Raw genomic sequence first — 26,836 nt, 5'->3', positions numbered from 1 at the left:
GACTACCGATAAATCCAGCAAGCTAGAGATAGCTTATTGCAAACTCGGTACCTACACCCAAAGATGAACTGTTACAAAAAACTTGTTCCTAAGGAGCTCTAGAGCTCAGTTACGATTTGCCTCTGAGTAAATTTGCAGTCGATAATACCTCCCAATGATTAGTGATAAGTTATCAAGCCCGTTATCACAGCAAGGTAACTCATAACTCACTATTTAGAACATACCGCTCAAAACTTGAATATCGAGGCGACAGTGTTGCAACCAACTAAGAGTATGTTAGCTGATGTAGCCCCTTGGGATTTAACCCGAGATTACCATTCTTTTGCGAATACCGAACAAGTGCAAGTGACCCATGTCTCTTTGGATGTCATGGTGGATTTTGACGCGCAGCGTCTTTTCGCTAAAGCGACGCTGTCCTTGGATTTTCTTGAGTGTGATGTAACAGAGCTTTGGCTTGATAGTCGAGATCTAACCATACTCGCTGTGACTTGTTTTAATGCTACAGAGGGGGTGAGTGCATTAACAGAAATGGATGAAGAACCGCTCGACTTTGTGCTTAATGAAGCTGACCCCATACTCGGGCAAAAATTGTGTATCACTTTACCTGCATTTCTTTGCAAGCAGGTTTGTATTCACTATCAAACCTCTCCGTCCGCCCAAGGATTACAGTGGCTAGCGCCTGAGCAAACCGCGGGTAAACAGTTACCTTACCTCTTTAGTCAATCGCAACCGATCAATGCCCGTAGTTGGATCCCATTACAAGATACGCCTAAGGCGCGGATAACTTTTGATGCTAAGGTGCAAGTGCCCAAAGGCATGCGCGCCGTTATGAGCGCGATGAATCATCCCGATACGCCACTTAATGGTGTGTTTCACTTTGAGATGGAACAGCCTATTCCGACCCATTTAATGGCCTTGGCTGTGGGTGATATTGCCTTTCAAGCTATAGGTCCAAGATGCGGCGTGTATACCGAGCCGAGCACGTTAGTGGCCGCCGCAAAAGAGTTTGAAGATACTGAACACATGCTCGACGTTGCCGAGTCATTGTTAGGTCCTTACGTATGGGGCCGCTATGACATGATTATCTTGCCGCCGAGTTTCCCATTCGGTGGAATGGAAAATCCGCGTTTAGCCTTTTTAACGCCCACACTCATTGCTGGTGATAAAAGCTTAGTGTCAACCGTTGCCCATGAGTTAGCGCATTCTTGGACGGGCAATTTGGTCAGTAATGCGACTTGGCGTGATCTCTGGTTAAACGAAGGTTTCACGACTTATTTTACTAACCGTATTGTCGAGGCTGTCTACGGCAAAGAACAGGCAGAATTAGAATGGGTAATAGAGTTTGGTCGCTTAAAAGAAGAAATAGCGTCTTTGCCTAAGGATAAGCAAACTTTACCCGCTAATGTGCAGCATGACGATCCTAATCTTGCTTTTAATCGTTTTACTTATGATAAGGCTTCGATGTTTGTCCATGATTTAGAGCGCAGGCTAGGGCGAGTAGAATTTGATAAATTTTTACTCACTTATGTGAATCATTTTGCGTTTAAAGCCATTACCACCGAAGTGTTTGTCGAGTACGTAAAACAAACTTTACTGCAATTACACGCAGATAAAATCACTGAAGCTGAACTATTAACGTGGATTTATGGTGAAGGCTTACCTGAGGGCTATTGCGGACCAACCTCCATGAGTTTAGATAAAGTTGATGATGCGCTGGCGTGTTTTTTACAGGGAACAGCAGCGGGCCGATTAAGCGTTAAAGATTGGCGAGTGCACCATTGGCAATATTTTCTGACCCAATTACCTGAAGTCGTTAGTCAAGTTCAATTGATGGATCTGGATGAAACCTTCCAATTAACCCAATCGACTAATGCAGAAATTGCCTGTGATTGGTTTCGAGTCGCTATTCGTAATCATTATGATCCTGTGTTGCCGGCATTAAGTGCCTATTTAGTGCGTATTGGACGCGGTAAATTTGTGCGGCCACTCTATGCTGAGTTACAAATTGCGGGATATCACTCTGAATTAAAAGACATCTATACAAAGGCTCGTGCAGGCTATCATCCTTCGATTCAAGTTCAATTGGACAAATCACTCAGCTTATAGAAATTTAGGTAAAAAAATGGCAACCTATGGGTTGCCACAAAGAAATCAGTGTGGGATACAAATAGAATTCAATGCGCTAGCGTGTTTTCTATTGTGTCCCAAAAGGGAGATGATGATGAACGACCAACTAATTCGACTCAATGCGATAAAACAGAAACTGTGTCATTTGAGTGCATGAAACTGCGACTTCACATATTTCATTCTCAAGGTGCATTTAATCTTATCCGTTAATCCTTACCTATACTCAGAGTCGCCATTTTTAATTAAGTTCACTGATATCAGAAAAAAATCCCAAAAAGTTTAAAAAAGATTTTCTGGGACATTTTTCTGGGGAATACTGAGTACTCACACTTAATTGTTACATTTGTTTTACATTAAAATCATGGGGATAAAAAATTAAACGCGTGCCAGATTTATTAATCTATAAGCTAGCGTTAGCGCTTGTTGAAATTTGAGTAAAAAAAATGGCAACCTAAGGTTGCCACAAGGAAATCAGTGCGGGATACAAATAGAATTCAGTGCGCTAGCGTGTTTTCTATTGTGCCCCAAAAGGGAGATGATGAACGACCAACCAATTCGACTCAATGCGATAAAACAGAAACTGTGTCATTTGAGTGCATGAAACTGCGACTTCACATATTTCATTCTCAAGGTGCATTTAATCTTATCCGTTAATCCTTACCCATACTCAGAGTCGCCATTTTTAATTAAGTTCACCGATATCAGAAAAAAGACAAAAAAGTTTTTGAGAGATATTGCGTGCCCATACTTAGTTGTTACATTTATTTTACATCTAAAATGACGGGATAAAAAAAGGCAACCTAATGGTTGCCTAATGACCTATTCCTAGGTCAAGGGGACTGCGCTAGAAGCCCCAGGGAGATGATGAACATGAAAAAGACATTCACTGTTCAATACATTTGAGGGGTCTTGTACGGTTAAAGTTCCATAAAAAAATTAAAATAAATCTAAATTTTTATAAACTGCAAGATTTCAAATAGATAGTGATTAAATTATTTTAGCAAAGCAGCAATTTTACTTTCTAATGCTTCGGGTTTTGTCGTTGATGCAAATCTTTCGATTGCTTCGCCTTGGCGATTAACTAAAAATTTAGTGAAATTCCATTTAATACCTTGAGTGCCTAATACGCCGGGAGCGGCTTTCTTAAGGTATTGATAAAGTGGATGGGTATGTTCGCCATTCACTTCTATTTTAGAAAATAGCGGAAACGTCACGCCAAAATTCAATTCACAAAAGGCTTGAATGCCTTGTTCATCGGCTTTTTCTTGGGCGCCAAATTGATTGCAAGGAAAGCCCAAAATCACTAATCCTTTATCTTTGTATTCTTGATATAGCGTTTCTAATCCTTTGTATTGCGGTGTAAATCCACATTCACTGGCGGTGTTGACGATTAAGAGTACTTTGCCTCGATATTGCTCTAAACTTACCGCGTTGCCTTGAATGTCTGTTGCTGATTGGCTGTATATATTCGTAGTCATGTTCACCTCCGTAGGATCTTAGCCAAACAGCATAAACCTTAAAATAATTTTCAGCAATATAATTGCGCGCAATTTATTTTGTGGGTTTGCTAATTTACTTAATTATCAATATAGTTACAGCAATTTTGTGGCTAAAGAAAAGGGCATCTGTGTGATAGAAAATGACGCAGAATACGAAACAAACATGCAAGCTGATGTGGGGCAAGTAGTTCAACAACTCACTGAAGTTGAAGGCGAAGAACAGGCTGAAGTGTTTAGTGAAATTCTGAATGACTCAGAACCTGGAACTATAGCCTTAGCGCTTGAGTCCTTGCCCTTGGATGAGCGTTATGAGCGTTGGCAGCAAGTTGAATTTGCTGACAGAGTGACTGTGTTGAGCCTAATGCGTGCCGATCCACGTATGGGGATCCTGAAGCGGATGCCTGACAATGAAGTGGATCTGTTATTTGCGCAATTAAGTCCTGAAGATTTAATTGAGTGGAGTGATTATCTTCCTGAAAGTTTTACCGATCGTGCCTTGGATCAGATGGGGGAGCGTCAGCGACAACGATTCGAACTTTATGATCAATATTCTGAGAATGAAATCGGTCGTTATACCGATCATCAAATGTTGGTGCTCAGTGATAAGGCGACAGTTGCTCAAGCGCAGCGCTTCTTTCGCCGTATAGAGCTCGATTGTAACGACAATTTGTTTATCGTTGATGATCTGGATAAGTATCAAGGTACTGTTCGTCGTTATGATATTTTTAAACATAATCCCGATGAGTTATTGATTTCACTTTTGTCTGAGGACTGCCGTGCGTTATCCGCCGATACGAGTCTTTTGGAAGCGGCCGAAGCGATAGAGCACAGCCGCGAAATTGAATTGCCTGTGATTGATGAGTCCGGAGAGTTAATCGGTCGTGTGACGCTAAGAACCGCAACGGCATTAGTGCGTGAGCATTATGAGGCGCAGTTGATGGCAACAGCGGGTATGGATGAATCCGACGACTTGTTCGCCCCGATTATGAAAGGTGCTCAGCGCCGTGCTGTATGGCTTGGGATCAATTTACTGACGGCTTTCCTTGCCTCAGCGACCATTGGTTTATTTGAAAATGTCCTATCGCAAGTGGTTGCATTAGCTGTGTTGATGCCGATTGTTGCTTCTATGGGCGGCATCGCGGGGAGCCAATCTCTAACGCTAATGATCCGCGGCATGGCCATGGGACAGATTTCGGCGGGTAACTTGTTTTCGCTAATGAAAAACGAACTCGGCATTGGCATAGTTAACGGATTTTTGTGGGCGATAGTGATAGGTTTAGTTTCTGGCTGGTGGTTCGGTGAAGCGACGATAGGTATAGTGATTGGCTGTGCGATATTGATTAATATGGCCGTTGCCGCCATAGCTGGGGTGATAGTGCCTATGGTGTTGCAGAAGTTTAATCAAGATGCGGCGTTATCGGGTTCAGTGATCTTAACGACTGTGACCGATGTGGTGGGTTTCTTTACTTTCTTAGGTATGGCGACGTTGTTATATCTGTAGCGTGGGTTCTTGGGTGAGTTTGGAAGATGAATGCACGGCAATTTGGTGTGCATTCACCGTATGTTGGGAACATTAACGGTTTAATCTGGATATGAATAACATTCAGTTTGTTATAGGTAAAAAGCCGGAAGAATTAGCGCTGGCGGCACAATTAATTGATGGGCGTGATGATAATGCTCATCCGTTGGATCATCAGGTCTTTTTCCATTCCCGTGCGGTGATCTTAGCGAAAACTATCGAGGGTGAGATTGTCGGTTGCGCCGCGATAAAAGCTGGTAAAGGCACTGTCGGTGAACTGGGTTATCTGGTGGTGTCGCCCCATTATCGACGTCAAGGCATAGCACAAGGGTTAACTCATAAACGGATTGAGGTGGCAAAGGCCCTAGGAATGTCGATTTTGTATGCGACTATTCGCGCCGAGAACACGTCGAGTCAAGCTAATTTATTGAAGGCAGGTTTTCAGTTTTGGCGTAATTATTTGAGTATCCGTGGCACGGGAAATACTGTGGGTTGGTATTACTTAGCTTTAAGCGTTAATGTTGATGCTGAAGCGATAATGCAGTCTTTAGTTGGCGATCGTACTCCAGCGTTCTAATTGTGTTGTAAGTGAAAAGACTTAGATCTTAATGTGTTTTTATCTTGTTTTACATTTGTATATTCCTCGCAAATAATTCCTCTTTATACGCAAATAGGCTGATTTTCTTTATTTATTCGGTATGATCCGCGGCTATTACCCACAGTCATTATTGAGGTGTTTTTTTATGGCTAAGTTCAGAGTAGCAAGTGTCTTATTATTGAGTGCAGCAGCGCTGCAAGTGAATGCGTCAGAAATTAATCTTGGGTTGAACAACGATGTGGTTTCAACTGAGTTAGAACTGCAATTGAACAAAGATACTAACGCGGTTTTGGGTTATATCTATGCGGATGAAGGCGGCCATATCGCTCAAGGTGCAATGCATATGACCCATGATGCGGGTGTGCATCACTTTGAGGTCGGTGCTCAGTTAAGCCAGCTTTGGTCTGACTATTCACCCAATGGCAGTGCCGTTTCTGTTGGTGGTCGTTATGCACTATCAATGGGACCCAATATTTCACTGCACGCCGCGGCTTACTATGCACCGTCTGTATTGTCATTTGGCAATGTTGATGGTCATTATGAATTAGACTCAAAAGTGCAATACCGTATAACGCCAAACATGGCACTTTATGTTGGTTACCGCAAGATTGCCTTCGAATACGATGATGCCCGCAATTTTACTTTCGAAGATGGTGTGTATATTGGCGGTAAATTCCGTTTCTAAGCACAAGGCATATTGATTTAGCTGTATTGCGATCGAGATGTCGAATTCAAGAGCCGGCCGAAGTTAACTTCGCCGGCTTTTCCATTTCGCCTTTAGCTCACAGTAGCTTGGCAATATGGATGAGAAAATGACCAATCCAATCCCGATTAAAATCACTAGGCTGAGTTCTTCATCGAGTATCCACCAGCCTAACAAGGCTGCAAAAATCAATCCTGTATATTCTACTGGTGCCATTTGGCTCGCATCGGCACGTCGATAGGCATGGATGATGAGATAGGTCATGGCAATGTAAAATAGTCCCAAAGTCAGTCCCACTTGCGCCACTGGTAAACTAAATTCGGCGCCTTCGTATAAGGTCGCAGGTATCAGAAATATCATCGCAAAGGCATTAGACCAAAAGAGCATGGAAAAAGGATGTTCATGGGTCGAATAGGCCTTTAAAATCAAACTATTCAACGCTGATGTCATGGCACCGAAAAAGGCTAAACCTATGTACAGGTTAAATTCTGTTGGTTGGCTGATAAGCAAAATGCCGCTAAAGCCGATAAGACCTGCGACCGTGCGTCGATAACCAATACGTTCATTTAAAAAAATGGCCGATAGTATTAGCAGTAACAGGGGTGAGGTATAAATCACGGCTGTTACTGTTGCGAGCGGAAGATGCAAAATAGCGAGCATAAAAATGGCGTTGCCCAGTCCAATCAATAGTGCGCGGGCGAGATGCACTTTGTAAAAAGGACTCAGTTTAAGATTACCCTGTAAGTGCCACACAAAAGGCAGTACAAGCAGAGTGGCAAATAATTGCCTGTAGAGCACCAGTTGAAAAACAGGCGCATTGGTTTCAAGCAACTTAACCAATAGGTTACCGCTGGCAATTAGGAGTTGTGCGGCTAAAATCATCAATAGAGGCTGCATAGGATCCCAGCAAAAATAAGTCAGTATTAAGGTGTATCTTGAATTTCATGCCGCAGTTTGGACTTTGAGACTAAAATAGCATCATAAGGTATGGTATATCCGACTAATTTAGCCTAACTGATTGTAAAAAACTAAATGTAGCCATAAAGTTAACCTACAAATCCAACTATCGACTAAGATTGACAGCATTAGCATTTTCTTCATAGCTGTAAAAATGATCTATGGCCCTTTAACTAAATAAGCCGATGAACAAACTTAAACAAACTCTATTTGGGTGTTTTTTACTTTTCTTGTGGACATTAAGTCCCTCTGTATTAAGCGCTGAAATTGCGTTGGACTCCCCGTATTTGTTCCATGCTAAAGCGGATCAACAGCCTCCTGAGCGGTTTGAAACCGTGCCCCATTGGATGGGACAACTCGACGAAGCTAGTTCGGTCAGCTTAACCGGTGGCGATTATTGGATGATTACACCTGTGATGGTCAATCAACGTCAATCAAACTGGGTAGTGGATGCAAGTAATTCGATTATTGAATCCGTAGATTATTGGATACTCGGCAGTGACGGCAGCGTACAACATGCCCACAGTGGCTACACTGCTCCATACCAGTTTTTATTCGATTATGGCCGTAAGGTCACCTTGAATATGGGCACGGATTATTGGTTGGTGGTGAAGCTGAGTAGCCGTTATTACTCATCTCCCCCTGAGATAGCATTGCAAAGTGTGGCGGATCATCAACTGATGTCTGACCGTCTCGCAATGGCAGTGCTGCTGTGTTTAGGCGGATTATTGTTTATCGCTTTATATAATATTTTGATTTATATCTCTATTCTTGATAAAGCGTTTCTCTACTATGGTCTTTACGTATTTGCCTATTTTGGTGGCTGGGCACTGACTTTCCATTTGCCTGCACACTTATTTAATTTCCATTACCTCGAGTTGCATCATCTGTTTTTCATCAGTTTGCCCATTTTTAATATCATGTTTTACAAGCACTTCCTGCAGTTACCTAGTTACTCTCCGCGGCTGTGGCGTCTTAGTCAGTATTTAATGTTTGCCTGCATTGTGGCTCTGCCGACCAGTATTTGGTTGTTATCCTATACGGCAATTATTGCTTCTGTACTGATTATGCTATGGATTGCTTTAGCGATTACTTGCGGTAATGTGTGCTTGATGAAAGGCTTTGCTCCTGCGCGTTATTTTATTCTTGCCTTTACTTGCTTGTTGTTGCCTGCGGTGATTATTTTACCCGGAAATATGGGGTTAACCCCTGATTTTATCGAACATGCTGAGCTGGCGACACTGATGGGCGGTACGGCTGATGCGTTATTACTGTCCTTAGCGTTAGCGAATAAGCTGAAATTACTTGCTGAGGAACGTAAGGCGCATATTGAAGAGTTAGCGATTGCATGGGAAAAGGCTCGTTTAGATGGATTAACGCGAGTCGGTAATCGTTATGCCTTTGACGAATATATGAACTCACAATTAGGATTTGCCGATAAAGTCGTGCAACCGATGGCGTTAGCACTATTGAATATCGATAGTCTGAAAAGTGTCAATGAAACACTCGGCCATCAAGAAGGCGATAGATTATTGCTGTTGATAGTGCAGTTATTGCAAGCAACAGACTTAGCGCACATGAAGGTTTATCGTATTAGTGGTGACGAGTTTGTGATTGTGACGCCTTCTGCTGGTATCCAGTTATTACAGAGTGCTTTGAGTGGCTTAGGTGAAGAATTAGCAAGCCATGGTTTTAAAGATTGCCAGTGTAGTTTTGGGATGTCGTTAAACACTGAGGTCGCAGATCCCCATGAGTGGTTGCGTTCTGCTGACACTCACTTATATCAATCGCGTATGGATAAGCGTCGTCAAGAGTATGCAGATACTCGCGGTGTCGATGTGAGGCTACATTTAAGCTAGCTATTGAAAAAGTTAAAATAATCGTTTTATACCAATCACATTAAATAGCTAATCAGTTCAGAGCCTCACAGGCATCTCAATCCAAGGCGCATTGACGCAGAAATGGTTATTCCCTTTTAAGTCAATACAACACGGGAGTGGGATACCTGTGAGGCTCCCCAAGGGCTGCTGATGTTTACTACATGGCAACGCCCTTTATACTGCGTTTAAGGCTTTCGACAGAGCACCACTATGCCTTCAAGCCTTCGCCTTGTCTAAAGCGCGTTGAACTCCCGCTGAATGAACTGATATTTAATACGATTGGTATTATTAGAACATTAGAAAACATAAATGGCGCAGAATTTATCTGCGCCGTTTATGTTTTTATCTTAGATTTATTAGCTTCATCTTGCTTGGACTAAACAGTGTCCAAGTTTGCGACTTAGCTAGATTTAAGGACGAGCTTAGAAGTCTTTTTCGCCCTTAATCACCGCAGGATGACCCGATATCGCTTTTGAAGTGTGCATTCCTGCCATCGTCGCCGCTTCGACGCAGCCCGCATTAAGGCCTGTCTTTATCCAATCGCCCGTCATATACAGGTTATCTATCCCTGTGCCATCTGTCGTGATGCGATACTGCGAGCTGTCTTTAACCGATAAGACATAACGCTCGGATGGGTCTACATTTGCGCGCCAATATTGGCTATCGAAGCGGGCAACACCTTGACGGTCTTGTTCATCGTGTAACCATTCCCAAGGGAAGCTATCACCGACATTTTGCCAAAGTTTATGGATTTCGGTATTGAGTTGATGAATAGCACCCGCTTTTGCTTCTAAGGTTTTCCGTTGTTGGAAATCTACATCCGAGCTTGGTGGATAGGCCTCGACAGGCAATGCCGAGCAAAAGTAACTGGCATTTTTAGGTTCTAAGCCGCGCCAATCTTCTTTGTCTAGCAGTTGGTTCATCGATGCCCAAGTATCGAAGGGTTCGGTGAAGCCCGATAATACGGGTTCCTCGCCATCTTCAGAGTAATTAGGCCAGCCTATCCCATTCAGATCTTGGTTCATCCACAGTTGATAGGCTTGAGTGGCGACAGTTTGCACCTTATCAACGCAAAGCTTGAGGGCTGGGCTTTGTGCCATGACTTCACTCGCCACGTGGGGCACAGAACCTATGGATAGACCGAAGATGACTTTGTCGAAATCTACGCCTTTGACTAAACGCTTTTTCGGCAGGGCTTTGCCAAAGTGAGTTTCATACACGCTGTCCCAATCGCTCCAGAAGTGTTCAAGATTGATATTATGGGCTTTAAGCAGTGCCGCTTGTTCAGGCTCAAGTTGCTCATAATTGGGCGTACTTGGCCAGCAAGCGAGACCTTTAACATCGACCAAAGGATCATAGTTTGTGACAGTCGGCGCCAGAGCTACTTGCTCAGTGATCTCAATCGCTTGAACGCTTTGATTACAGCATTCGAGATTATCGATGCGATTGAAGTAGTGGAAGTTGACTCCGCGGTGTTTGAGCACTTCGTAAAAAGGTGTAAACACAACATCACCCATTCCGGCCTGCATTTTCCACATCACGCCACCTTGATAGCACAGGGCAATACGCAGCATAGCGCGGATAATTGTGCCCGCTTCGACATTAGGTTTGTCGAAGTTGCCTTTCTCATAGGCAAACACTAAGTCGTAAAAACCGCGCACTGGCGCACTGTCGACTGTGTACTTAAGGCTGGCGCCGTGTTTGGTTAACCATTCGCGATAATCATAGCCATTGATGGCATCAAAGCCTTTTTCAAATACATCGTCGGCAAACATGCCCTTGAGGATCGTGAGGCCCAGATCGGCGGCTATATATAAGTGGCGCAGTTCGTCATTATTATCTAAATGTCCGCTAAAACGTTTCACGAGTCTTTGATGCAAGGCATCGACAGCTGATTCTACAAAACCATCGTCACTTTCACTGTGTACATGCTCATCGCACTCGCGGCCAATCATTTGATTAAAATGGCATTCAAGCTTATCACCGAGTGCGTCAAGTGATTCTTTGGCATCTTCGACTGAATCCTCTAACTTATCTTTTAAACGTTCAAACCAGCTGCTATCGAGCCAGTTTTTAGGTGTTCCCATGGCTTTTTCATCTGCATCGAGCAGGTCATCCATGTCTTTGAGCCATTCCTTTATCCACGCAAAGGCGACTTTAACGACTTTCCAGAAGGTGAGGGTTTCGGTGCCGTCACCTGGGATGCCTGGTAGCATTGGGAAAGTGATTGGCCAACTCACAGAACGGCCATCAACTTCTTCCTGTAAGACGATAAAGTTATGGGGTTTAAAGGCATCAAAAAAAGTCGCAAGCGGCGCGTTTGCTGGCCTATCCAATTCCTCATATGCTTTACGCATTAAGGCAAACGCGTTTTGATAGAAACCAAACCAAATGTGTAAACCATGTTCTTCGATGCGTTGTCCCATAGCGGCATTGCGGCCACTAGCCCCTTTACCACCGATACGCCAGCCGAGTTGATAGACATCAATCTCATATTGATTCTGCCAGCCGGGTTTGTCGGTTAGATAACAGGCTGCGGTCATTGCCGCGACACCGCCACCGAGAATGGCTATTTTCTGTTTTTTGATTTCGGAGTTATCGACTAATACTTCGCCGGGCGGCACTTCAAAATCGAAGTTCACATGGTAAGGGAGTAAAACGTGCTGCTCACCAATCTCGACCCCGAGCGTATCTTTTAACGGGAAGCTGGCATTATCAAAAATGGTCGCGACAAAATCATTTTTTAGCAGAGCAACACTGTGCACTTTATTCACTTGGGCTGGCGCGGCAACGATGGCTTGATAAATAGCTTTTTGCCCTGACGAGTCGGGGAACTGTTTTAGAAATACTTGATCGATAGCGGGTTTAAATAACAGATGAAATAGCTGCTCTTCGCCAAGCTGGTCAAGTTCTGGAATAAAATCGGTTTGTTCTTTAAAGAGTTGCCAAGTTTGAGCTATTGCTTCAAGGGTTGAAAGCTGTGCCTCGGGTTTGGCATCGCAATTCACTTCAATTAATGGATGCAGGGCAAGTTCGGTTTCGGGTGAGAAATGTAAAAAACTTTTGGTCTCAAGGGATAATCGCGTCAGAGGCTCGCCAACCGCTGGCATAGTGTATTCACATAAATACTTAGGATAACCAAAGAGTTCTCTGCCATTAATTAAGGCCATGGCATCGTTCACCCAAATGTGTAGCGGCTGAAAATACACTTGGCTGATTTGTTTACTGTCGCTGCTATCTTGGCGCCCGACCATGACCCAAGTGATGATGTCCGTTTCTTGGATCCAGCCCTTAGCTCTGTCCTCTGGATAAGCGGAATAGGCTTTTTCAATTTGAGTGAAGGTTGTCAGTACGTAGGGAGACAGCACCTTAAAATACATTGCGCTGCCGGCAACTTGATTCAGGGTTTTATCGATAGAGCGTTGCAGGTTTTCCTGTTTCCCCTTAAGAAAAAAACCGTACATATCGGCTTTATTTAGCACTAAGGGCGAGTGCATCAACATACTGCCTTGGGGATAAATAAAGTCGGGGCGCTGTTTTTCCATGGCGTTCATCCTTAAATTTCAGTGTAAGTCCAATGATTTGGGAGTTATAGCCCAAAAAGCATAGGGCAAATAAGCAATTAAGCCCATTGATTTTACACTGGAATGATTAAGTATTTGAGAGGGGATAACGGGGTTGAGTAGCAAGTTGGATATTATCCAACTTGCTCAGATTTGGCAGGTTTAGCACAGAACGAATTTGTAAAACAAACCCGTGAGAGCAAAGGTACTTAGATTTAGTTACTTCGATTTATTTTGGTAGAAATCCACCTCTGTATTATCGTCCGAGTAACGTCGCTTAGTATCTCTGCGGCGCTGTTTCACGCGTTTATTCTTTTGCTTACCTTTGACGTTATCGCCCCATGGCGCATCATCGTCGTCAAATTCATAGGAGTGTGACATGGTCAAAATTCCAAAAATACCTGTGCCATTCGCAGCACCCGATCTTTTTACCCAAAGGAGAGATGAAGCTAAAGCGAAATATTTCATCACTGATGGTGAAAAGTTTTGTCCAAAGGATATATCTTGCCACTGAAATGGCAGTATCTGAGATTTTAATGGGGGATGCGTGGGTTATCTTTATGATAATTAAAGGGTAAGTGTAATTATCATCGGAAATTATATTATATGATTGAAACTGGCGCCCAGAATGAAAGGCGCCAAGTTTTGATACAAAATAATGAGTTAGTGTTACTTGTTGCGCAGCATACGCGCGACAAACATACCATCACTATTCGCTTCAAAGGGCCATACGGTCAACATTTCTGTTTGTTCACCCGTAAAAGGATGGCGTATCGGCGTGAGCGTGAACTCTGGATGTTGCTGTAAAAATGCTGTCACCACGTCTTGGTTCTCGAGCGGCGACAAGGAACACGTGGCGTAAACGAGGATGCCGCCCACTTTAACTGCGCGGCTACTACGGCTTAAAATATCGAGCTGTAACGCGGCTTTATCGGCCACGGCTTCAACACCATCCAACCAACGCATATCAGGATTACGTCGCCAAGTGCCAGTACAACTGCACGGGGCATCGACTAACACACCGTCGAAATGATCCGCTGGCACGGGGAGGGCATCGCTCTTCCAACGGGCAACGCTAATACCGTTAAAGTGAGCTCTTTGGGCGCGTTTAGTCAGTTCTTCTAGGGCATTGGAGCGAATATCTGACGATATAATGCTGCCCGTAGAGGGTGTTTGAGTATCAGCAGCCTTGGTCAGCATCAAAGACCGCAGCTGCAGGGTTTTACCGCCGGCGCCACTGCAGGCGTCCCACCAATGGGCATCGGGTTCTGGCGCGCAAATTTGCCCTATGACCTGTGAAGCCAAATCTTGGATCTCAATGTTGCCGTCTTTATACAGGGCGATTTCATTAAGATTCATACTCTTGCTGCTAAGGTTAATGGCATCGTTAAAGTAATGACCATAACTAGCATCGATACCTATCGTTTTCAGCTGCGCCGCCGCATCTTGGCTCGTGATCCCTTGCGCGCGTCCCCAAATCGGCGGGCGACTGGACATAGCTTCAATTAATTGCGTTTGCTGAGCCGCATCAACAGGGCACACTTGCCAGAACCAGTCGGGTAATAAATCCTGTGATTTAAGCTTAGCCGCGGGAAATAAATGCTGCATTAGCGTGAGTTTGTCGTCGAGACTGTCAACGGCAAGTGCTTGAGCCTGTTGATAATCGATAGGCGACTGCGATAACTCATGCCAAGCAGTGGCGATATCTTGCCAAGCATGGGCTTCCAATAACGCACTGGCACTTAGGCTGGCAAAATAAGTCGCTGATTCTTGTTGATCGCCTAATCGCTGAAACCAACCCCACCAGCGAAATAGACTAAACAAAGATTCACGGATGACTTTACGATCCTTCGAGCCGTGTTTTTTATGTTCTCTAAAGTAGTTGGCCAGAATACGGTCGGCGGGCATTTTACTGCTTTGAATTTCATCGAATAATTGCTTAATTGTACTGGCGTAACTGAGTGCACGTTTTTGCGCTGGAGTGCTCGCCTCTGCATCTAACGCTGACGATGTGTTTGAGTTGGATGCTTTACCGGAAGAGAAGCTGCTTGGATTACCCATAAATTTAGCCTAGATCATGCTTCTGTGACTGCGCCTTATGTAAGAGGTGTAGCGAACAGAGGGGAAAAATAAGTGGCGCAGAGTGTAGCAGTTTTGCCCGATAACAGGCAGAAAAAAAGCCCCAAAGTAGTATCAACTTGCAGGGCTTTTTGTGGTTGGGTCACTGAGACTCATAGTGCATTCAGTACCAAAGGGTTATTTGCAGGCTATCGCTCAATTACCGCTTGGAAGGTGATTATTTCGTCACCATCTTTTGGATTTGCTTAGCCCGTTCTTCATCACTCATTTCCACCGGTGGTGGCGTGACTATGCCTTTTTGGCACGCGGGTCTGAGTGCTAATTCATCTAACCAACGTTGCAAATGTGTCAGACCTTCCATATTGATGCCGCTCCACTCGTGGATCCGCACCCAAGGCCAAGTTGCGATGTCGGCAATCGTGTATTCGTCACCAGCAAGGTATTGATTTGTAGCTAGTTGAGTATTCATAACCTCGAATAAACGTCGACCTTCTTTTTGATAACGTTCTATTGCTGCAGGGATTTTTTCAGGGAAGTACCTAAAGAATACGTTGGCTTGTCCCATCATGGGGCCGACGCCGCTCATTTGGAACATTAACCATTGGATCACCTGTGAGCGCTTTTTAGGATCGGCTGGCAGGAATTTACCTGTTTTTTCGGCTAGATACAGCAGAATCGCACCTGATTCGAATACCACAAAATCCTCGTTATCGCGGTCGATAATGGCGGGAATGCGACCATTGGGATTAATGGCAATAAACTCGGGCTGTTTTTGCTCACTGGTACTGAAATCTAATTTATGGACGCGATATTCAAGTCCCATTTCTTCCAGTGCGATGGAAATTTTAAAACCGTTAGGGGTCGCGGCTGTGTATAAATCTATCATGATGATTCCTTAAGGTTATAACGCTTATAGCTACTCACTTTAGTACCCATGAATATTCATCATCAGGCATTAGCGCCGCTATTTTTTAGGGGTTAACGATACTATGGCAGGACGCTGCGTCATAGTGTTGAACCAAGCCTTGAGATGCGGCAAGTTATCAGCCACTTCGATGTCTAAATTTTTAATAAAACTGATAAAAACGTAAGCCGAAATATCGGCAATACTGAATGCATCGCCTGCCACAAAGGCTGACGTGTTCAATTGTTGGTCTAAGGTTGGTAGGAAGTCAATGACCCTTTGGCGTGATTCTGCGCCCCAAGACTCGACACAATTTTCCCTGTCTTTATAGACGCCGCTTAAATTACGAAAGGCTTGAAACCCGACCATTAATCCTTGTAACTCTATGATGCGTTGCCACATTTCTACTTTGGCGCGCTCAAGCGGTGTATTACCAAACAGTGAACGCTCACTCGGGTGGATTTCGTCTAAATAGCGGCAAATGGCAACAGATTCACACAGGTAACTGCCATCATCGAGTTCGAGCAGTGGAATGCGGCCATTTACACTTTTGGCTTTAAACTCAGCGCTTAAATTCTCGCCTCCACGGATATCGACGTTCACTCTTGGCACTTCTATGCCTTTTTCTGCAAGAAAAATACTGACGCGGCGTGCGCTGGGAGTCGGAGCTAATTCGTAGAGTTTCATCTAAAGTCCTGTAGTTTTTATCAGTGCTTTATGCTCGATTTGAGCATATAAGGCTTTAACGGAACGATCGGTTAGGTTAGAATTTACGTCATATCTAAACGATCAGTCAAGAATGATTTACCCCTCAACTTTCTGTAGTAAAGAGGAATGGTGAAGCTGATCGTGAACGCGTATTCAAGAGATTAGGTCGCAGGCTATGGCACGGAGTTGTAATTTTGATCGGCAAGAAAAACTCATATTGGCGATGGAGCTTTTTTGGCAAAAGGGCTTTGCCGAAACCTCGATTTCCGATCTCGTCGGCCATTTAGGCATTAATCGATTTAGTCTCTATAACAGCTTCGGCGACAAGCAGAATCTTTATCGCGAGTGCCTCAGTTTCTACCTCGATCACTACTCCTTTGGCGCTTCAGATACTTTGCTGCATGAAAAAGCGGGCTTAGCTGAAATAGAAGCTTATTTAGCGCGCTTTGTTGCTTTGCAGCGGGAGCAAAAGTATGGCTGTTTTATGCAAAATGCTGTGCTCGAAAAGAGCCTTAACGATGAAAGTGTGCTGCAGGAATGTCAGCGATTATTTTGTCGATTACAGACCTCATTCACCCAAGTGTTACAAGTTTGCCAAGCGCGTGGAGAGCTATTAGCCCATGTGCAACCACATCAAGTTGCTGCTTTTTTAGTGCTGCAATTACAAGGGATTAGAGTGTTAGGCAAGGCGGGCGAATATGAGTTGTTAGACAATGCGTTTGTTGTATTGCAAGACTATTTACGTAGTTTGAGTGCTAATCAGACTGCATAACTGCAAATGACATAGTTTGATTGGCCTAGGTTTTTGCCTAGGCCATGTTTTTAGAAATCTATTTTTAAAAGTTTATTTCTAAAAGCCTATTTCTAAAAGTCCAAGTCCAGCGCAAAACACAGATAGGCCATCAGTTGAGTACAGTGTGCAAATTGCTCGGCACAAAAACTGGCTGCATCTGGGCGGCAGAGTTCCTCAAAGGCGATATTTTTAACTGCGATAAAATCTTTTCGTTTTAGCTCTATCAGCATAGGGTGGTTTTTATCAAATCCCTTTGGTGGTCGAGTTAAGCTATCGCCATCCATATTAAATCCATGACTTTGTAAGGTTTGTAGCGCCTTTTTATAGCCGTTGGGATTCTCATCGATACAAGTGCGAATGGCATTTAAGGCTTTCGATTCTGGGTGCCAAATCCCTGCGGCAATAAAACAGCCATCTTCGGCAATGTGTAAATATAGTCCCGGCGCATGCACGTCTTTGCCCTGAAAATGGCGAAATTGAATGCCAACATTGGTTTTATAGGGCGTTTTATCTTTGCTAAAACGGCTGTCTCGCTGGGGACGCATCAAGCTGCCGCCGACTTTTTTTGGTACGGCAGTGAGCCTAGGCGAGAGGGCGAGAATACTGGGCTGCATTTGCTCGATAAATTGCAGCGCAGGCGTTCGCACTGTTTCTTCGTATTCCGCCTGATGGGCTTTAAACCAGTCGCGGGAGTTGTTTTGTGCCAGTTGATTTAAAAATTGCAGGCTTGCCGTGCTGAATGTTGCACCAGTCGCGATGGGGATTTTAGTTGTTAGAGTGGCCATTATCAGGGAACCTTATTAATGCAGATAAACCGAGCACAAGCAGTATTAATGCCGATTGAGGAGCAAGGTGAGTTGCTGACATATCCTCCCGTATCGCCCGCCCGTTCTTACTCACGATAGTTAAAACACGATAGTTAAAACACGATAGTTAAAACACGATAGTTAAGACTGCCAAGTTGGGTGCCAATACTGCCATCCTTCGGCAAGATCTTCACTTAAATTTTTGCATTGTGCCGCTTCTACCTTGTTTTCAATAAGTCGGTTATTTACACGTAAAGCTAAGTGAGAACTATTCTTATCTTGTTCGTTAGTGCCTATAATGCCGCCCTATTTTTAGATTGGTTTGTTAATAGGATGACGTTGAATGGGTTGCCTGCCTAAATGTGATAAGTGGAAAGCGAATAGAAATCTGTCGCTCATGGGATTATGTATATTGTCCTCAATGCCGTTGTACGCCGCAGAGGTATTGGGCGAGCCTAAGGTTGAGCCGATTGAGATCCTGCAGGTTCATGGGCAGCAATATCGCAGGGCCATCACAGTCGCTAAACCCGGTGAAGCGATTATTTCCATGGATCAAATCGAGGAGATGCAGGCGACAACTTTCGCCGAAGTGATCGATGATATGGCTGGGGCGCATATCGATGGCGGTACCCGCAGTGGAGGTGAGCGGATTAATATTTGGGGCTTTGGCGAGACTGAAGATTTTAACGTTTATGTGGATAATGCTCCGGTGGGATTTGAGCAGTATCGCTACGGCTCATTTTTCCTCGATCCTGACCTCATCAAGCGAGTGGAAGTGATTAAGGGGGCCCATGATGTGCGCTCGGGCAATGGGGGTTTTGGTGGTGCCATGTATGTGGTCACTAAATCGGCCGATGATTTTCTTAAATATGATCAATCACTTGGCGCGCGGGCCAAAACCAGCTACGCCAGCAATAATGACGCTATGGGTTATACGGGGACAGTTTATGGCCGCGTGAATTCACATCTATCTGGCTTGCTGCACCTTACCCGCCGTGATGCGGGGGATGTGACTTTAGCCAATGGCGATGAGTTTGAATATTCGGGCTATGAGCAAGATAACTATCTAGGCAAGATTGATTATGAGCAGGGCGATCACCAACTGGCCTTGAGCGTGACCCATTATCTCGATGAGGGCCGCAAACCTTGGGCCAATCGCCGTGGCCCTATGCCTGCCATCTCAGACTACAACATCAAAAAGTACGGCTCCTACGAGCAGGCGCTGTATGCCACAACCGCCTATAACACCTATGAAGACAACACTTGGTCTGCCAATTATCGTTACTCGCCGAGCAATCCGCTGATTGATACCCAAGTGGTGATCTCCCATTCGGCGAATGCGCGTCACTGGGTAAGACCTGATATTGCGTGGGAGAAAATGACGGTTTCCGTAGGCAACTTCGGCCACGAATCTTGGCTAGATTACAAACGTGATTACATTGATATTAACAACTTGAGTTTGATTGGCGACCACGAGATCACTACAGGATTACAGTACCGCAGTCTCGACCGTACTTCGCTCGTGTTTAACAAGAGCTATGAGAAGAATCCTGAGAAAAACTTTGGCTGGTACACACCTTACTACCAACCCGAAGGTCGTCAAGATACCTATGCTGCCTATATTCGCGATGCAATTCATCTTACTAATGACTTAACTGTGACTCCCTCGCTGCGATATGACTTTATCTACAGCATAGGTCGACCAAATATTGCTCCAGATTACAATGATATTGCTGCTGGCCATGATTATAGCTCGACTCACCACTCGGGGTTCTCACCCAGATTAGGCATAGATTACCAACTGACAAACTACGCTCGGTTAAACTTTGATTACGCCTATAGTCTGCAAGCCCCTGTGGTGGATGAGATTTATGCCGTGCAATACGCTAAAGCCAGCATTACCGGCACAAGCCGCGACATCGATGTCGAACGCTTACACGCTTTCAAGTTAGGCTTGATGACACAGCACCAGCATCTGCTTGCCAATGAGGATGCTTTGTCGACGCAAATCACCCTGTTTGCCAATTTAGGTCGTGATGATATTGCCCAGCGCCGTGGGGCTAAGTCTGATAAAACCCAGTTAATTCAAAGCGGTTACACCAATCTTGATGGTTACCATATTTACGGTGCTGATTTTGAAGCCCAATATCGCTATCAAGATGTGTTCAGTGATCTTGCGGTTTCATGGCTGCAAGGACAGCACAATGGGTCACTCAGAGACAGCCAAGATGACGATGAATATTTAGCTAACATAGCCCCGCTCGATATTCGTTTGCGTTTAGGCATGTATATCACAGATGACATTTCTATCGCTTGGCAGGGCGCTTGGTATGATGCGCAAACCAATGTTCCCCACGGTGATATCTTTAATGCCGAGTCGCCAAGCGAGAATTATTTCCTACAGAATGTGTATCTCGCCTATGAACCTCAAGCCATCTTAAAGGGATTAAGTGTGCGTTTGATGGTAAAAAATCTTACGGATCTGCAAGTGGTGCCGTTTCTCTCCGATGGGATACCCGCCGCAGGGCGTGATGTTCGTTTGAGTTTAGCCTATGAATTTTAAAGACTAATCACCAAGGCTGTGTGGACTAGGCATATATAGCTCATAAAAAATAGGGTTATATTGCCTCAGCCCCCTGCCGAAAAATGCCAGTTTATGGCATAATCCGCGTTTTACTATGCATATAGAACAGAAAAATGACTGAAAATGAATTGCTAAGTCGCTGTGGCGGCAAGTGTGAACTGTGTGGCAGCGAGCTTGAACTCTCTATTTATGATCTGCCAGCCTCCGATGGCCGTGACAATGAGATCATGATTTGTGAAACCTGCAGTGGCCAAATTGCGGCACCGGATACCATAGACATGAACCACTGGCGTTGTCTGAATGACAGCATGTGGAGTCCTGTACCGGCAGTTCAAGTGATGTCATATCGTATGCTTAAGCGCTTAAATGGCGAAAGCTGGGCGCAAGATTTGCTGGATATGCTTTATCTTGAAGACGATTTAAAAGCGTGGGGTGATGCCGAAGTTGCCGCAGCAGGTGACGATGCTACGCCAACGTTAGACAGTAATGGTGCAGTGCTCAATGCTGGCGATACTGTGGTCATCATCAAAGACTTAAACGTGAAAGGCACTAGCTTTGTGGCTAAGCGTGGCACAGCTGTGCGTAACATTGCTTTGACCAACAACCCAGAGCATATCGAAGGCCGCGTTAACGGTACTCGTATTGTGATTCTGACATGCTTCGTTAAAAAGTCTTAAGTTTCGCTTAGTGTGAGCGCGATTTATTTAGCTCAACACAATAAAAACCGCCATGATCGTTAGCCGACATGGCGGTTTTTTTATGTTGAGTTAGGTCGTTAAGATACGCAGCGGGTGATTTGATATTGGCGTGCATAACCCTGCGGATTAAATTGCCAAGATAATATCCACGCCATCAGACTTAAGCCACCGAGTAATAACCAAGCACTGTTAAAGCTGTTGAAATTATCGCGAATTAATCCGGCAATCCAAGGCGAGATAGCCGCTATGGTATATCCCACACCTTGTACAAAGGCGGTTAATTTACCTGCTAACATAGGATTTTGTTGATGATCCATAGTGACAATCAGCCCGAGTGGAAAAATCCCGCCAATACCTAATCCTGCAAGTCCCGCCCATAAAAATAGCGATACTTGAGGGGCGAGTGCGAGTCCCATAAAGCCAATAAGTTGTAGTAAGCAGAGTTGGGCTATGATGGCGCGTCTGTCCGTCGACTTGCTGGCAAGCCAAGGAAACACTAAGCCTGCGATCACTTCCATGCTGGTTAAGAAACCTAACACTAATCCCGATTGAGTTTGGCTATAACCTAGCTCGACCGCGTAGGGGGCTAACCATGCAAGTACGCAGACATAACAACTTGTGCCTAATGCAAAAAATATCGCCAATAGCCAACTGCGACGAAAACGCCAAAAGTTAAGTTGCAAAGCTTGCTCTTTTGCTTGGCTCGGTAATGCGGCTTTATGTTTAATCAGGAGCCACAGCACGAGTGCGAATATGCCTAACCAAGTCCAATGACCTAGACCCGCGCGCCAACCTAAGTTTATCCCGATAAAAGGCGCGCTACTCGCCGCTAATGCGGCGCCGCCCATAATGGCGGTGACGTAAAGCCCCATCATTAAGGGCACCCGTTCACCGAAATTAAGCTTAATCATGGCGGGCATTATGGTTTGAATGAGGGCGATTGCGACTCCAGCCAGTAATGCCGAGCAGATAAGCCAATTGGCATCTATCGCCCAGAATCGCATTGCAGTAGCGGCGATCAGCAGTAGCAATGATCCTGTCATTACGGTATTGAATCCTAAACGTTTGGCGATACTAAAGCCTGCAAAACAGCCCAGTCCCATGGCGAGCACGGGCAGCAATGTCAGCATAGATGCTAAGGTAAAACTTAAGCTGATATCCTTTTGTATGCTGGGCAGTAAAGGCCCAACGGAGGCGAGAATGGGTCGTAGATTTAGACCAATAAGGATGAACGCGAGTCCGAGCAGCAATAAATTCGCTTTCTCTGTCAGGGGGGATCGCATGGATTGTCTCCAAAAATAAGCTGAGTTTGATTTGCTGAAAGAGTGATTTATAGAGACATTTGGCTCACTTATAATGATTTCCTTTCAACAACAGTAAGTTGAAGCAGTCTCATTACAATTCAAAAAGAATCTCTTTCAGATGTATCTTGATATAAAGATATTTTAATTCTGCGAGAAAATGACTAAGATGTAAAGAATGATGTAAAGAATCTTTATATTGAGATAAACCTATGACAGCTAAAATGACGCTAACTAATGCCAGTCCTGCGGATACTAACGCGAGTTCTACGGATAAAAAGAAAGCGGATTCGAATACTAAAGAAGATGGCCTCGATAGAATTGTTGAACAGTGGCAACAGCAAGGGGTTACTGAGGATTTGATCCCTATGGCTGTGCTCGGGCGAATCGCTCGTTTAACGAAATATATCGAAGTGGTACTGCTGCAATGCCACGCCGAATTTGGCTTAGGTCAGGGGGAGTTCGATGTGCTCGCGACGTTAAGGCGCTCGGGAGAGCCGTTCACACTCTCGCCTTCGCAACTTTATCAGAGCATGATGCTAAGTTCTGGCGCTATGACCAGTCGTTTAGACAGACTCGAAAATAAGGGGCTGATTGAGCGGGAGCACAGTAAGGAAGATCGCCGCGCCGTCCATGTCTCGTTAACTGCTGAGGGTAAGTCGCTCATTGATAAGGCATTACCTCAGCATATTCAATGTCAAAGTGCGTTGTTCGCGGGCGTGAGTGCTGAAGATAGGCCTGTGTTACTGCAGATTTTAAAATCTTGGCTGAACCAATTTGAGCCGCAATAATTCGTTTAAAATCCCACTTTAGTCTTTAAAGTAGGCTGATATGTAATAGCGGATCATTTTGGCAAAAATGCGGTAAACATGAGCCAACCGCGCGGGATAACATTTGATAGAACAAGGGAGTTGCCATGGTAAAAAGACGTGAAGCATTTGAATTAGCGGGAAAACGAGTCACAGCCGGAACGCAATTAGGGATCAAGCTGCCAGCCGCTAAGTTGTATACCGATACGCAACTCGATATTCATGTGGAAGTGTTTCACGGAGCCAAACCTGGCCCGACTTTACTGGTTTGTGCCGCTATTCATGGGGATGAACTCAATGGTATCGAAATTTGTCGGCGTTTATTAGCCAGAGTGAATCCAAAGAATCTGACGGGCACATTAATTGTGGTGCCAATAGTGAATGTGTTTGGTTTTATTCAGCAATCCCGTTATTTACCCGATCGGCGCGATTTAAATCGTTGCTTTCCTGGTTCTAGCAAAGGGGCGCTCGCAAGCCGTTTAGCTAATCTGTTTGCCACTCAGTTATTAGTTCATGCAACCCATGTGATTGATTTGCATACTGGGGCCGTCCATAGGGATAATTTGCCGCAAATTCGCTGTGATACTAATGATGAGACTATGCTGGCCATGGCTAATGCCTTTGGTGCACCGCTGATCATGCATTCTAAAGCGCGCAGTGTTTCTATGCGAGGTTATGCTAATCAACAGGGCATTCCTTGTATTTTATATGAGGCTGGAGAGGCGTTACGTTTTAGCGAGTTGTCGATAAAATCTGGCCTCAAAGGTGTGCTCAATGTGATGCGCAGTTTAGATATGCTTAAAGGGCGAGTGAGTAACAAAGGCGCGAGTGTCAGTGCTATTCGCAGTTATTGGGTGCGCAGTGAATCCGATGGTTTAGTGAATATGAAGCTTAAACTCGGCCAGCGGGTGACTAAGGGTTATATCATTGCCCATATCGTTAGTCCCCACGGCGGTGACAGTGTGGCCATTCGCGCGCCAACCGACGGTATTATCATAGGAATAAGTAATATCCCTGTGACTAACGAAGGTGAGGGCATGTTTCATATCGCCCAGTTCGAAGGTGACGAGATTGAAATTGCCAACGAACAGCTCGATGAATTCCTGATGGAATATGCCTAGATTCTAGGTCCCATCACCTCTACAGTTTAAACCGCTCCACTGAGCTGGTGAGTGAATGGGCAAGCAGAGTGACTTCGTTGCTGCGTTTAGCCATGTCCATGGCTTCATTGGCATTTTGGTCTGCAGATTGTGCCGCCTCACTCATGCTCGACTCAATCCGTTGGCTGTAATCTAACTGCTCGTGGGCGGCTTGGGTGATCTCTAGACTCATTTTATTGAGGGTATGTAAGGTGCTTTCTATGTGAGCGATAGCATCCTGCAGGGTTTGGCTTTGTCCGACACACTCATTTGCTTGATTTTGCCCCGTAGTAATTGCATCGGCTGCCGTGGACGTTTCTTTTTGCAGGGCCGTGATCATGGTTTGAATTTCGGCGGTGGCGGCTTGGGTGCGTGAGGCAAGTGATCGCACTTCATCGGCCACGACGGCAAAACCACGACCATGTTCCCCCGCTCTGGCGGCTTCAATGGCGGCGTTCAGTGCCAGCAAATTGGTTTGTTCGGCAATGCTGCTAATGGTGGTTAAAATGCTGCCAATATTATCGCTTTGAATGCTCAAGCGAGACATGACTTCAACTGAGCTACTTAAACGGGCGCTCAGTTCGGCAATTTTATTGCGATTATCATCGGCAATTTGCTTCACTTGATTACCGTATTTCGAGGCTTGACTGATTTGTCTCGCCGACTCACTGGCCTGTTCTGTCACTAGATTTGAGCTAGTAAACATCTGTTCTGCCAAGGCTTTCGTTTCATCGACGCGGCTAATTTGCGCCGTTGCGGCATTGGCGATGCGCTGGCCTTGCTCATTGGTTTGGGTGGCAGAGCTGTCCAATGAATGGGCATTTTGGCTGATATTGGTTAACAGCTTGGCAAGATCGTCACTCAAGGTATTCATGTTATCGATTAGGGCACCAAATTCATCGTTATGGCGTTTATGAATGCGTTTAGATAAATCCCCTTGGGCGATACTGGCGAGTGCGCCGTTCACTAAGGCTAAGGGATTGAGCATAGCCTTGGAGGTGAAGAAAGAGATAAAGCTCACCATGATGATAAATACCAGTGCGAGTACAATCGCTAGGGTTTGACCCTGTTGAATATCATTACTGGCGATGGTTTGCAGGCTGGTAAATCGGCGGTCGGCTAAGTTGATTAACTTATCTAAGGCGAGATTATTCGCATTAAACTCTTTATCGGCATCGAGGTAATGTTGCTCTGCTTGTTGTTGTGCCTCAACTACGGCTTCCTGCACTTTATAAAGTTCAGCAGGCGCTGCGAGTAAGGTATTGATAATCGCATATTCTTGCTCGAATGTTTGCAGTAGGCCTAAGGTATCAAGCCCATCAGTTTGTTGTTTTAAAAAGGTAAAGTTAGTGGTGAGATTTCCCAGTAAAATACCGACATCCTGTTGGTGCGATTGAATAACATCCAAACTTTGAGTGTGGATCAGTTCCCCCATAGTGTTGGCTAGCGTATAGAGCATGTCGTCAATGCGAGTACCTGTGCCGACAATTTCTTCGCGTAAAGTCGGATTATCGGGGATGGAAAGAGTTTCGAGATCAATCATCGCATTACTGGCGTTGGTCTTGGCATGGTTAAAGCGCTCAAAGAGTTGCAGGTACTGCCGTTTTGCTTGTTCATTGGCGAGTTTAGCGCTAAACATGGCTTGGCTTTGCTGCAAATAGGCTTGGTATCTTGCCTGCGCTTCGTTTAGGGATGTTTGCATCTTAGGTTGATCTGCAACTCGCTCAATTAACTCATTTTCGATACTTTGATATTTCTTCTGCAGCGCGGTAAATGCTTGCTGACTTTTGGTTAAGGCGGCAGTGTCTTGCTGACTATGGGCTAGGGTGGCAAGGCGTGACATTTTTAATAGCACTAGTTGCAAGCTATTACTCTGCTTTTGCACGGGTACGGCTAAGGTTTCAATATTTTGATAGGCGGTTTGCACTTGGGAGAGTGAATAGTAGAAAAAGCTACTACCAGCGATGAGCAGCGCGCCAATTGCACTAAAACTAAAGATGATTTTTTGTTTTATGGTAAGCGTTAACATAGTGCGAAAACCTCTTCTATGACTGTCCCTGTAAAATGGGTTTATTAATGGTTAGATCGCTGTTTTCGTTGAAATATTGATTTAAGTGTAGCAGAGTTCGTCATAAGTACAGTGATTAGTTCAATTGAACGTTTAGATTT

21 protein-coding genes are annotated in these 26,836 nt (G+C 44.8%); 11 read left to right on the top strand and 10 right to left on the bottom strand.

Translation table 11 applies throughout. The annotated features are described in order from the left end of the window. Positions 1-252 precede the first annotated feature (252 nt). Positions 253-2,106: a M1 family metallopeptidase gene (locus L5L94_RS00785; RefSeq protein WP_263160731.1), complete on the top strand. Its 1,854-nt coding sequence runs from the start codon at positions 253-255 to the stop codon at positions 2,104-2,106. 1,013 nt (positions 2,107-3,119) lie between these two features. Here L5L94_RS00785 and L5L94_RS00780 read toward each other — a convergent pair. Further along, positions 3,120-3,605 carry a glutathione peroxidase gene (locus tag L5L94_RS00780; RefSeq protein WP_028760673.1) on the bottom strand — a complete coding sequence of 162 codons (486 nt, stop codon included), beginning with the start codon at positions 3,603-3,605 and terminating at the stop codon, positions 3,120-3,122. A 151-nt stretch (positions 3,606-3,756) separates the two neighbouring features. Between L5L94_RS00780 and L5L94_RS00775 the strand changes: the two genes are divergently transcribed. From L5L94_RS00775 to L5L94_RS00765, 3 genes are all read left to right on the top strand, one after another. Continuing rightward, positions 3,757-5,127 carry a magnesium transporter gene (locus tag L5L94_RS00775; RefSeq protein WP_263160729.1) on the top strand — a complete coding sequence of 457 codons (1,371 nt, stop codon included), beginning with the start codon at positions 3,757-3,759 and terminating at the stop codon, positions 5,125-5,127. Between the two features lie 91 nt (positions 5,128-5,218). Beyond that, the gene (locus tag L5L94_RS00770) at positions 5,219-5,722 is read left to right on the top strand and encodes a GNAT family N-acetyltransferase (RefSeq protein ID WP_263160728.1); all 504 of its coding nucleotides are present in this window, start codon (positions 5,219-5,221) and stop codon (positions 5,720-5,722) included. A gap of 166 nt (positions 5,723-5,888) precedes the next feature. Then, a complete protein-coding gene (locus tag L5L94_RS00765; protein ID WP_263160726.1) occupies positions 5,889-6,428 on the top strand; it encodes a YfaZ family protein in 540 nt (179 codons plus the stop codon). A gap of 63 nt (positions 6,429-6,491) precedes the next feature. Here L5L94_RS00765 and L5L94_RS00760 read toward each other — a convergent pair whose 3' ends face one another. Then, a complete protein-coding gene (locus L5L94_RS00760) occupies positions 6,492-7,343 on the bottom strand; it encodes a DMT family transporter (protein ID WP_263160724.1) in 852 nt (283 codons plus the stop codon). Positions 7,344-7,588: 245 nt separating this feature from the next. Here L5L94_RS00760 and L5L94_RS00755 point away from each other — a divergent pair, with 245 nt between their 5' ends. Further along, positions 7,589-9,262, top strand: coding sequence for a diguanylate cyclase (locus L5L94_RS00755; RefSeq protein ID WP_212600325.1), 1,674 nt, complete (start codon positions 7,589-7,591; stop codon positions 9,260-9,262). A gap of 182 nt (positions 9,263-9,444) precedes the next feature. Further along, positions 9,445-9,663: a hypothetical protein gene (locus tag L5L94_RS00750; RefSeq protein WP_251073381.1), complete on the top strand. Its 219-nt coding sequence runs from the start codon at positions 9,445-9,447 to the stop codon at positions 9,661-9,663. Positions 9,664-9,705: 42 nt separating this feature from the next. On the opposite strand, the gene L5L94_RS00745 is transcribed toward L5L94_RS00750, so the two are convergent. The 5 genes from L5L94_RS00745 to L5L94_RS00725 all read right to left on the bottom strand — a co-directional run bounded on the left by L5L94_RS00745 (position 9,706) and on the right by L5L94_RS00725 (position 16,516). Continuing rightward, positions 9,706-12,828 (bottom strand): NAD(P)-binding protein, encoded by a 3,123-nt coding sequence (locus tag L5L94_RS00745; protein WP_263160721.1) that lies wholly within the window; start codon positions 12,826-12,828, stop codon positions 9,706-9,708. A 237-nt stretch (positions 12,829-13,065) separates the two neighbouring features. Beyond that, on the bottom strand, positions 13,066-13,227 hold the full coding sequence (locus tag L5L94_RS00740; RefSeq protein WP_006080915.1) for a hypothetical protein: 162 nt from the start codon (positions 13,225-13,227) through the stop codon (positions 13,066-13,068). 288 nt (positions 13,228-13,515) lie between these two features. After that, entirely contained in the window at positions 13,516-14,907 is a 1,392-nt protein-coding gene (locus L5L94_RS00735) for an RsmB/NOP family class I SAM-dependent RNA methyltransferase (protein WP_263160719.1), read from the bottom strand. A 235-nt stretch (positions 14,908-15,142) separates the two neighbouring features. Next, a complete protein-coding gene (locus tag L5L94_RS00730) occupies positions 15,143-15,811 on the bottom strand; it encodes a glutathione S-transferase family protein (protein WP_173245951.1) in 669 nt (222 codons plus the stop codon). Between the two features lie 78 nt (positions 15,812-15,889). Then, complete coding sequence (locus L5L94_RS00725) at positions 15,890-16,516, bottom strand: glutathione S-transferase family protein (RefSeq protein ID WP_263160717.1); 627 nt, start codon at positions 16,514-16,516, stop codon at positions 15,890-15,892. A gap of 196 nt (positions 16,517-16,712) precedes the next feature. Here L5L94_RS00725 and L5L94_RS00720 point away from each other — a divergent pair, with 196 nt between their 5' ends. Further along, a complete protein-coding gene (locus tag L5L94_RS00720; protein WP_263160715.1) occupies positions 16,713-17,309 on the top strand; it encodes a TetR/AcrR family transcriptional regulator in 597 nt (198 codons plus the stop codon). Between the two features lie 92 nt (positions 17,310-17,401). Here L5L94_RS00720 and L5L94_RS00715 read toward each other — a convergent pair whose 3' ends face one another. Further along, positions 17,402-18,115 carry a DUF2461 domain-containing protein gene (locus tag L5L94_RS00715; protein ID WP_028760663.1) on the bottom strand — a complete coding sequence of 238 codons (714 nt, stop codon included), beginning with the start codon at positions 18,113-18,115 and terminating at the stop codon, positions 17,402-17,404. 364 nt (positions 18,116-18,479) lie between these two features. On the opposite strand from L5L94_RS00715, the gene L5L94_RS00710 reads away from it, so the two are divergent. Further along, positions 18,480-20,699: a TonB-dependent receptor gene (locus tag L5L94_RS00710; RefSeq protein ID WP_263160713.1), complete on the top strand. Its 2,220-nt coding sequence runs from the start codon at positions 18,480-18,482 to the stop codon at positions 20,697-20,699. Positions 20,700-20,833: 134 nt separating this feature from the next. Then, positions 20,834-21,397 (top strand): PhnA domain-containing protein, encoded by a 564-nt coding sequence (locus tag L5L94_RS00705; RefSeq protein WP_212600318.1) that lies wholly within the window; start codon positions 20,834-20,836, stop codon positions 21,395-21,397. Between the two features lie 98 nt (positions 21,398-21,495). Here the strand turns inward: L5L94_RS00705 and L5L94_RS00700 are convergent, their stop codons facing one another. After that, complete coding sequence (locus L5L94_RS00700; protein WP_263160712.1) at positions 21,496-22,701, bottom strand: MFS transporter; 1,206 nt, start codon at positions 22,699-22,701, stop codon at positions 21,496-21,498. A 230-nt stretch (positions 22,702-22,931) separates the two neighbouring features. On the opposite strand from L5L94_RS00700, the gene L5L94_RS00695 reads away from it, so the two are divergent. Beyond that, entirely contained in the window at positions 22,932-23,510 is a 579-nt protein-coding gene (locus L5L94_RS00695; protein ID WP_198572063.1) for a MarR family winged helix-turn-helix transcriptional regulator, read from the top strand. A 125-nt stretch (positions 23,511-23,635) separates the two neighbouring features. Beyond that, positions 23,636-24,649: a succinylglutamate desuccinylase/aspartoacylase family protein gene (locus L5L94_RS00690; protein WP_028760658.1), complete on the top strand. Its 1,014-nt coding sequence runs from the start codon at positions 23,636-23,638 to the stop codon at positions 24,647-24,649. A 19-nt stretch (positions 24,650-24,668) separates the two neighbouring features. On the opposite strand, the gene L5L94_RS00685 is transcribed toward L5L94_RS00690, so the two are convergent. Next, on the bottom strand, positions 24,669-26,696 hold the full coding sequence (locus tag L5L94_RS00685; protein WP_263160710.1) for a methyl-accepting chemotaxis protein: 2,028 nt from the start codon (positions 26,694-26,696) through the stop codon (positions 24,669-24,671). Positions 26,697-26,836: the final 140 nt, after the last annotated feature.

Source organism: Shewanella sp. SM21 (assembly GCF_025654335.1).
Classification (GTDB): Bacteria; Pseudomonadota; Gammaproteobacteria; order Enterobacterales; family Shewanellaceae; genus Shewanella; species Shewanella oncorhynchi.
The sequence above is the reverse complement of the archived record's forward strand: the minus strand, read 5'-3'. Positions and strand labels throughout refer to the sequence as shown.

Coding starts and splice junctions, on each gene's coding strand:
- L5L94_RS00780 (WP_028760673.1), bottom strand. CDS start 3,605: ATGACTACGAATATATACAGCCAATCAGCAACAGACATTCAAGGCAAC.
- L5L94_RS00770 (WP_263160728.1), top strand. CDS start 5,219: ATGAATAACATTCAGTTTGTTATAGGTAAAAAGCCGGAAGAATTAGCG.
- L5L94_RS00765 (WP_263160726.1), top strand. CDS start 5,889: ATGGCTAAGTTCAGAGTAGCAAGTGTCTTATTATTGAGTGCAGCAGCG.
- L5L94_RS00760 (WP_263160724.1), bottom strand. CDS start 7,343: ATGCAGCCTCTATTGATGATTTTAGCCGCACAACTCCTAATTGCCAGC.
- L5L94_RS00755 (WP_212600325.1), top strand. CDS start 7,589: ATGAACAAACTTAAACAAACTCTATTTGGGTGTTTTTTACTTTTCTTG.
- L5L94_RS00750 (WP_251073381.1), top strand. CDS start 9,445: ATGGCAACGCCCTTTATACTGCGTTTAAGGCTTTCGACAGAGCACCAC.
- L5L94_RS00745 (WP_263160721.1), bottom strand. CDS start 12,828: ATGGAAAAACAGCGCCCCGACTTTATTTATCCCCAAGGCAGTATGTTG.
- L5L94_RS00740 (WP_006080915.1), bottom strand. CDS start 13,227: ATGTCACACTCCTATGAATTTGACGACGATGATGCGCCATGGGGCGAT.
- L5L94_RS00735 (WP_263160719.1), bottom strand. CDS start 14,907: ATGGGTAATCCAAGCAGCTTCTCTTCCGGTAAAGCATCCAACTCAAAC.
- L5L94_RS00730 (WP_173245951.1), bottom strand. CDS start 15,811: ATGATAGATTTATACACAGCCGCGACCCCTAACGGTTTTAAAATTTCC.
- L5L94_RS00725 (WP_263160717.1), bottom strand. CDS start 16,516: ATGAAACTCTACGAATTAGCTCCGACTCCCAGCGCACGCCGCGTCAGT.
- L5L94_RS00720 (WP_263160715.1), top strand. CDS start 16,713: ATGGCACGGAGTTGTAATTTTGATCGGCAAGAAAAACTCATATTGGCG.
- L5L94_RS00715 (WP_028760663.1), bottom strand. CDS start 18,115: ATGGCCACTCTAACAACTAAAATCCCCATCGCGACTGGTGCAACATTC.
- L5L94_RS00710 (WP_263160713.1), top strand. CDS start 18,480: ATGGGTTGCCTGCCTAAATGTGATAAGTGGAAAGCGAATAGAAATCTG.
- L5L94_RS00705 (WP_212600318.1), top strand. CDS start 20,834: ATGACTGAAAATGAATTGCTAAGTCGCTGTGGCGGCAAGTGTGAACTG.
- L5L94_RS00700 (WP_263160712.1), bottom strand. CDS start 22,701: ATGCGATCCCCCCTGACAGAGAAAGCGAATTTATTGCTGCTCGGACTC.
- L5L94_RS00695 (WP_198572063.1), top strand. CDS start 22,932: ATGACAGCTAAAATGACGCTAACTAATGCCAGTCCTGCGGATACTAAC.
- L5L94_RS00690 (WP_028760658.1), top strand. CDS start 23,636: ATGGTAAAAAGACGTGAAGCATTTGAATTAGCGGGAAAACGAGTCACA.
- L5L94_RS00685 (WP_263160710.1), bottom strand. CDS start 26,696: ATGTTAACGCTTACCATAAAACAAAAAATCATCTTTAGTTTTAGTGCA.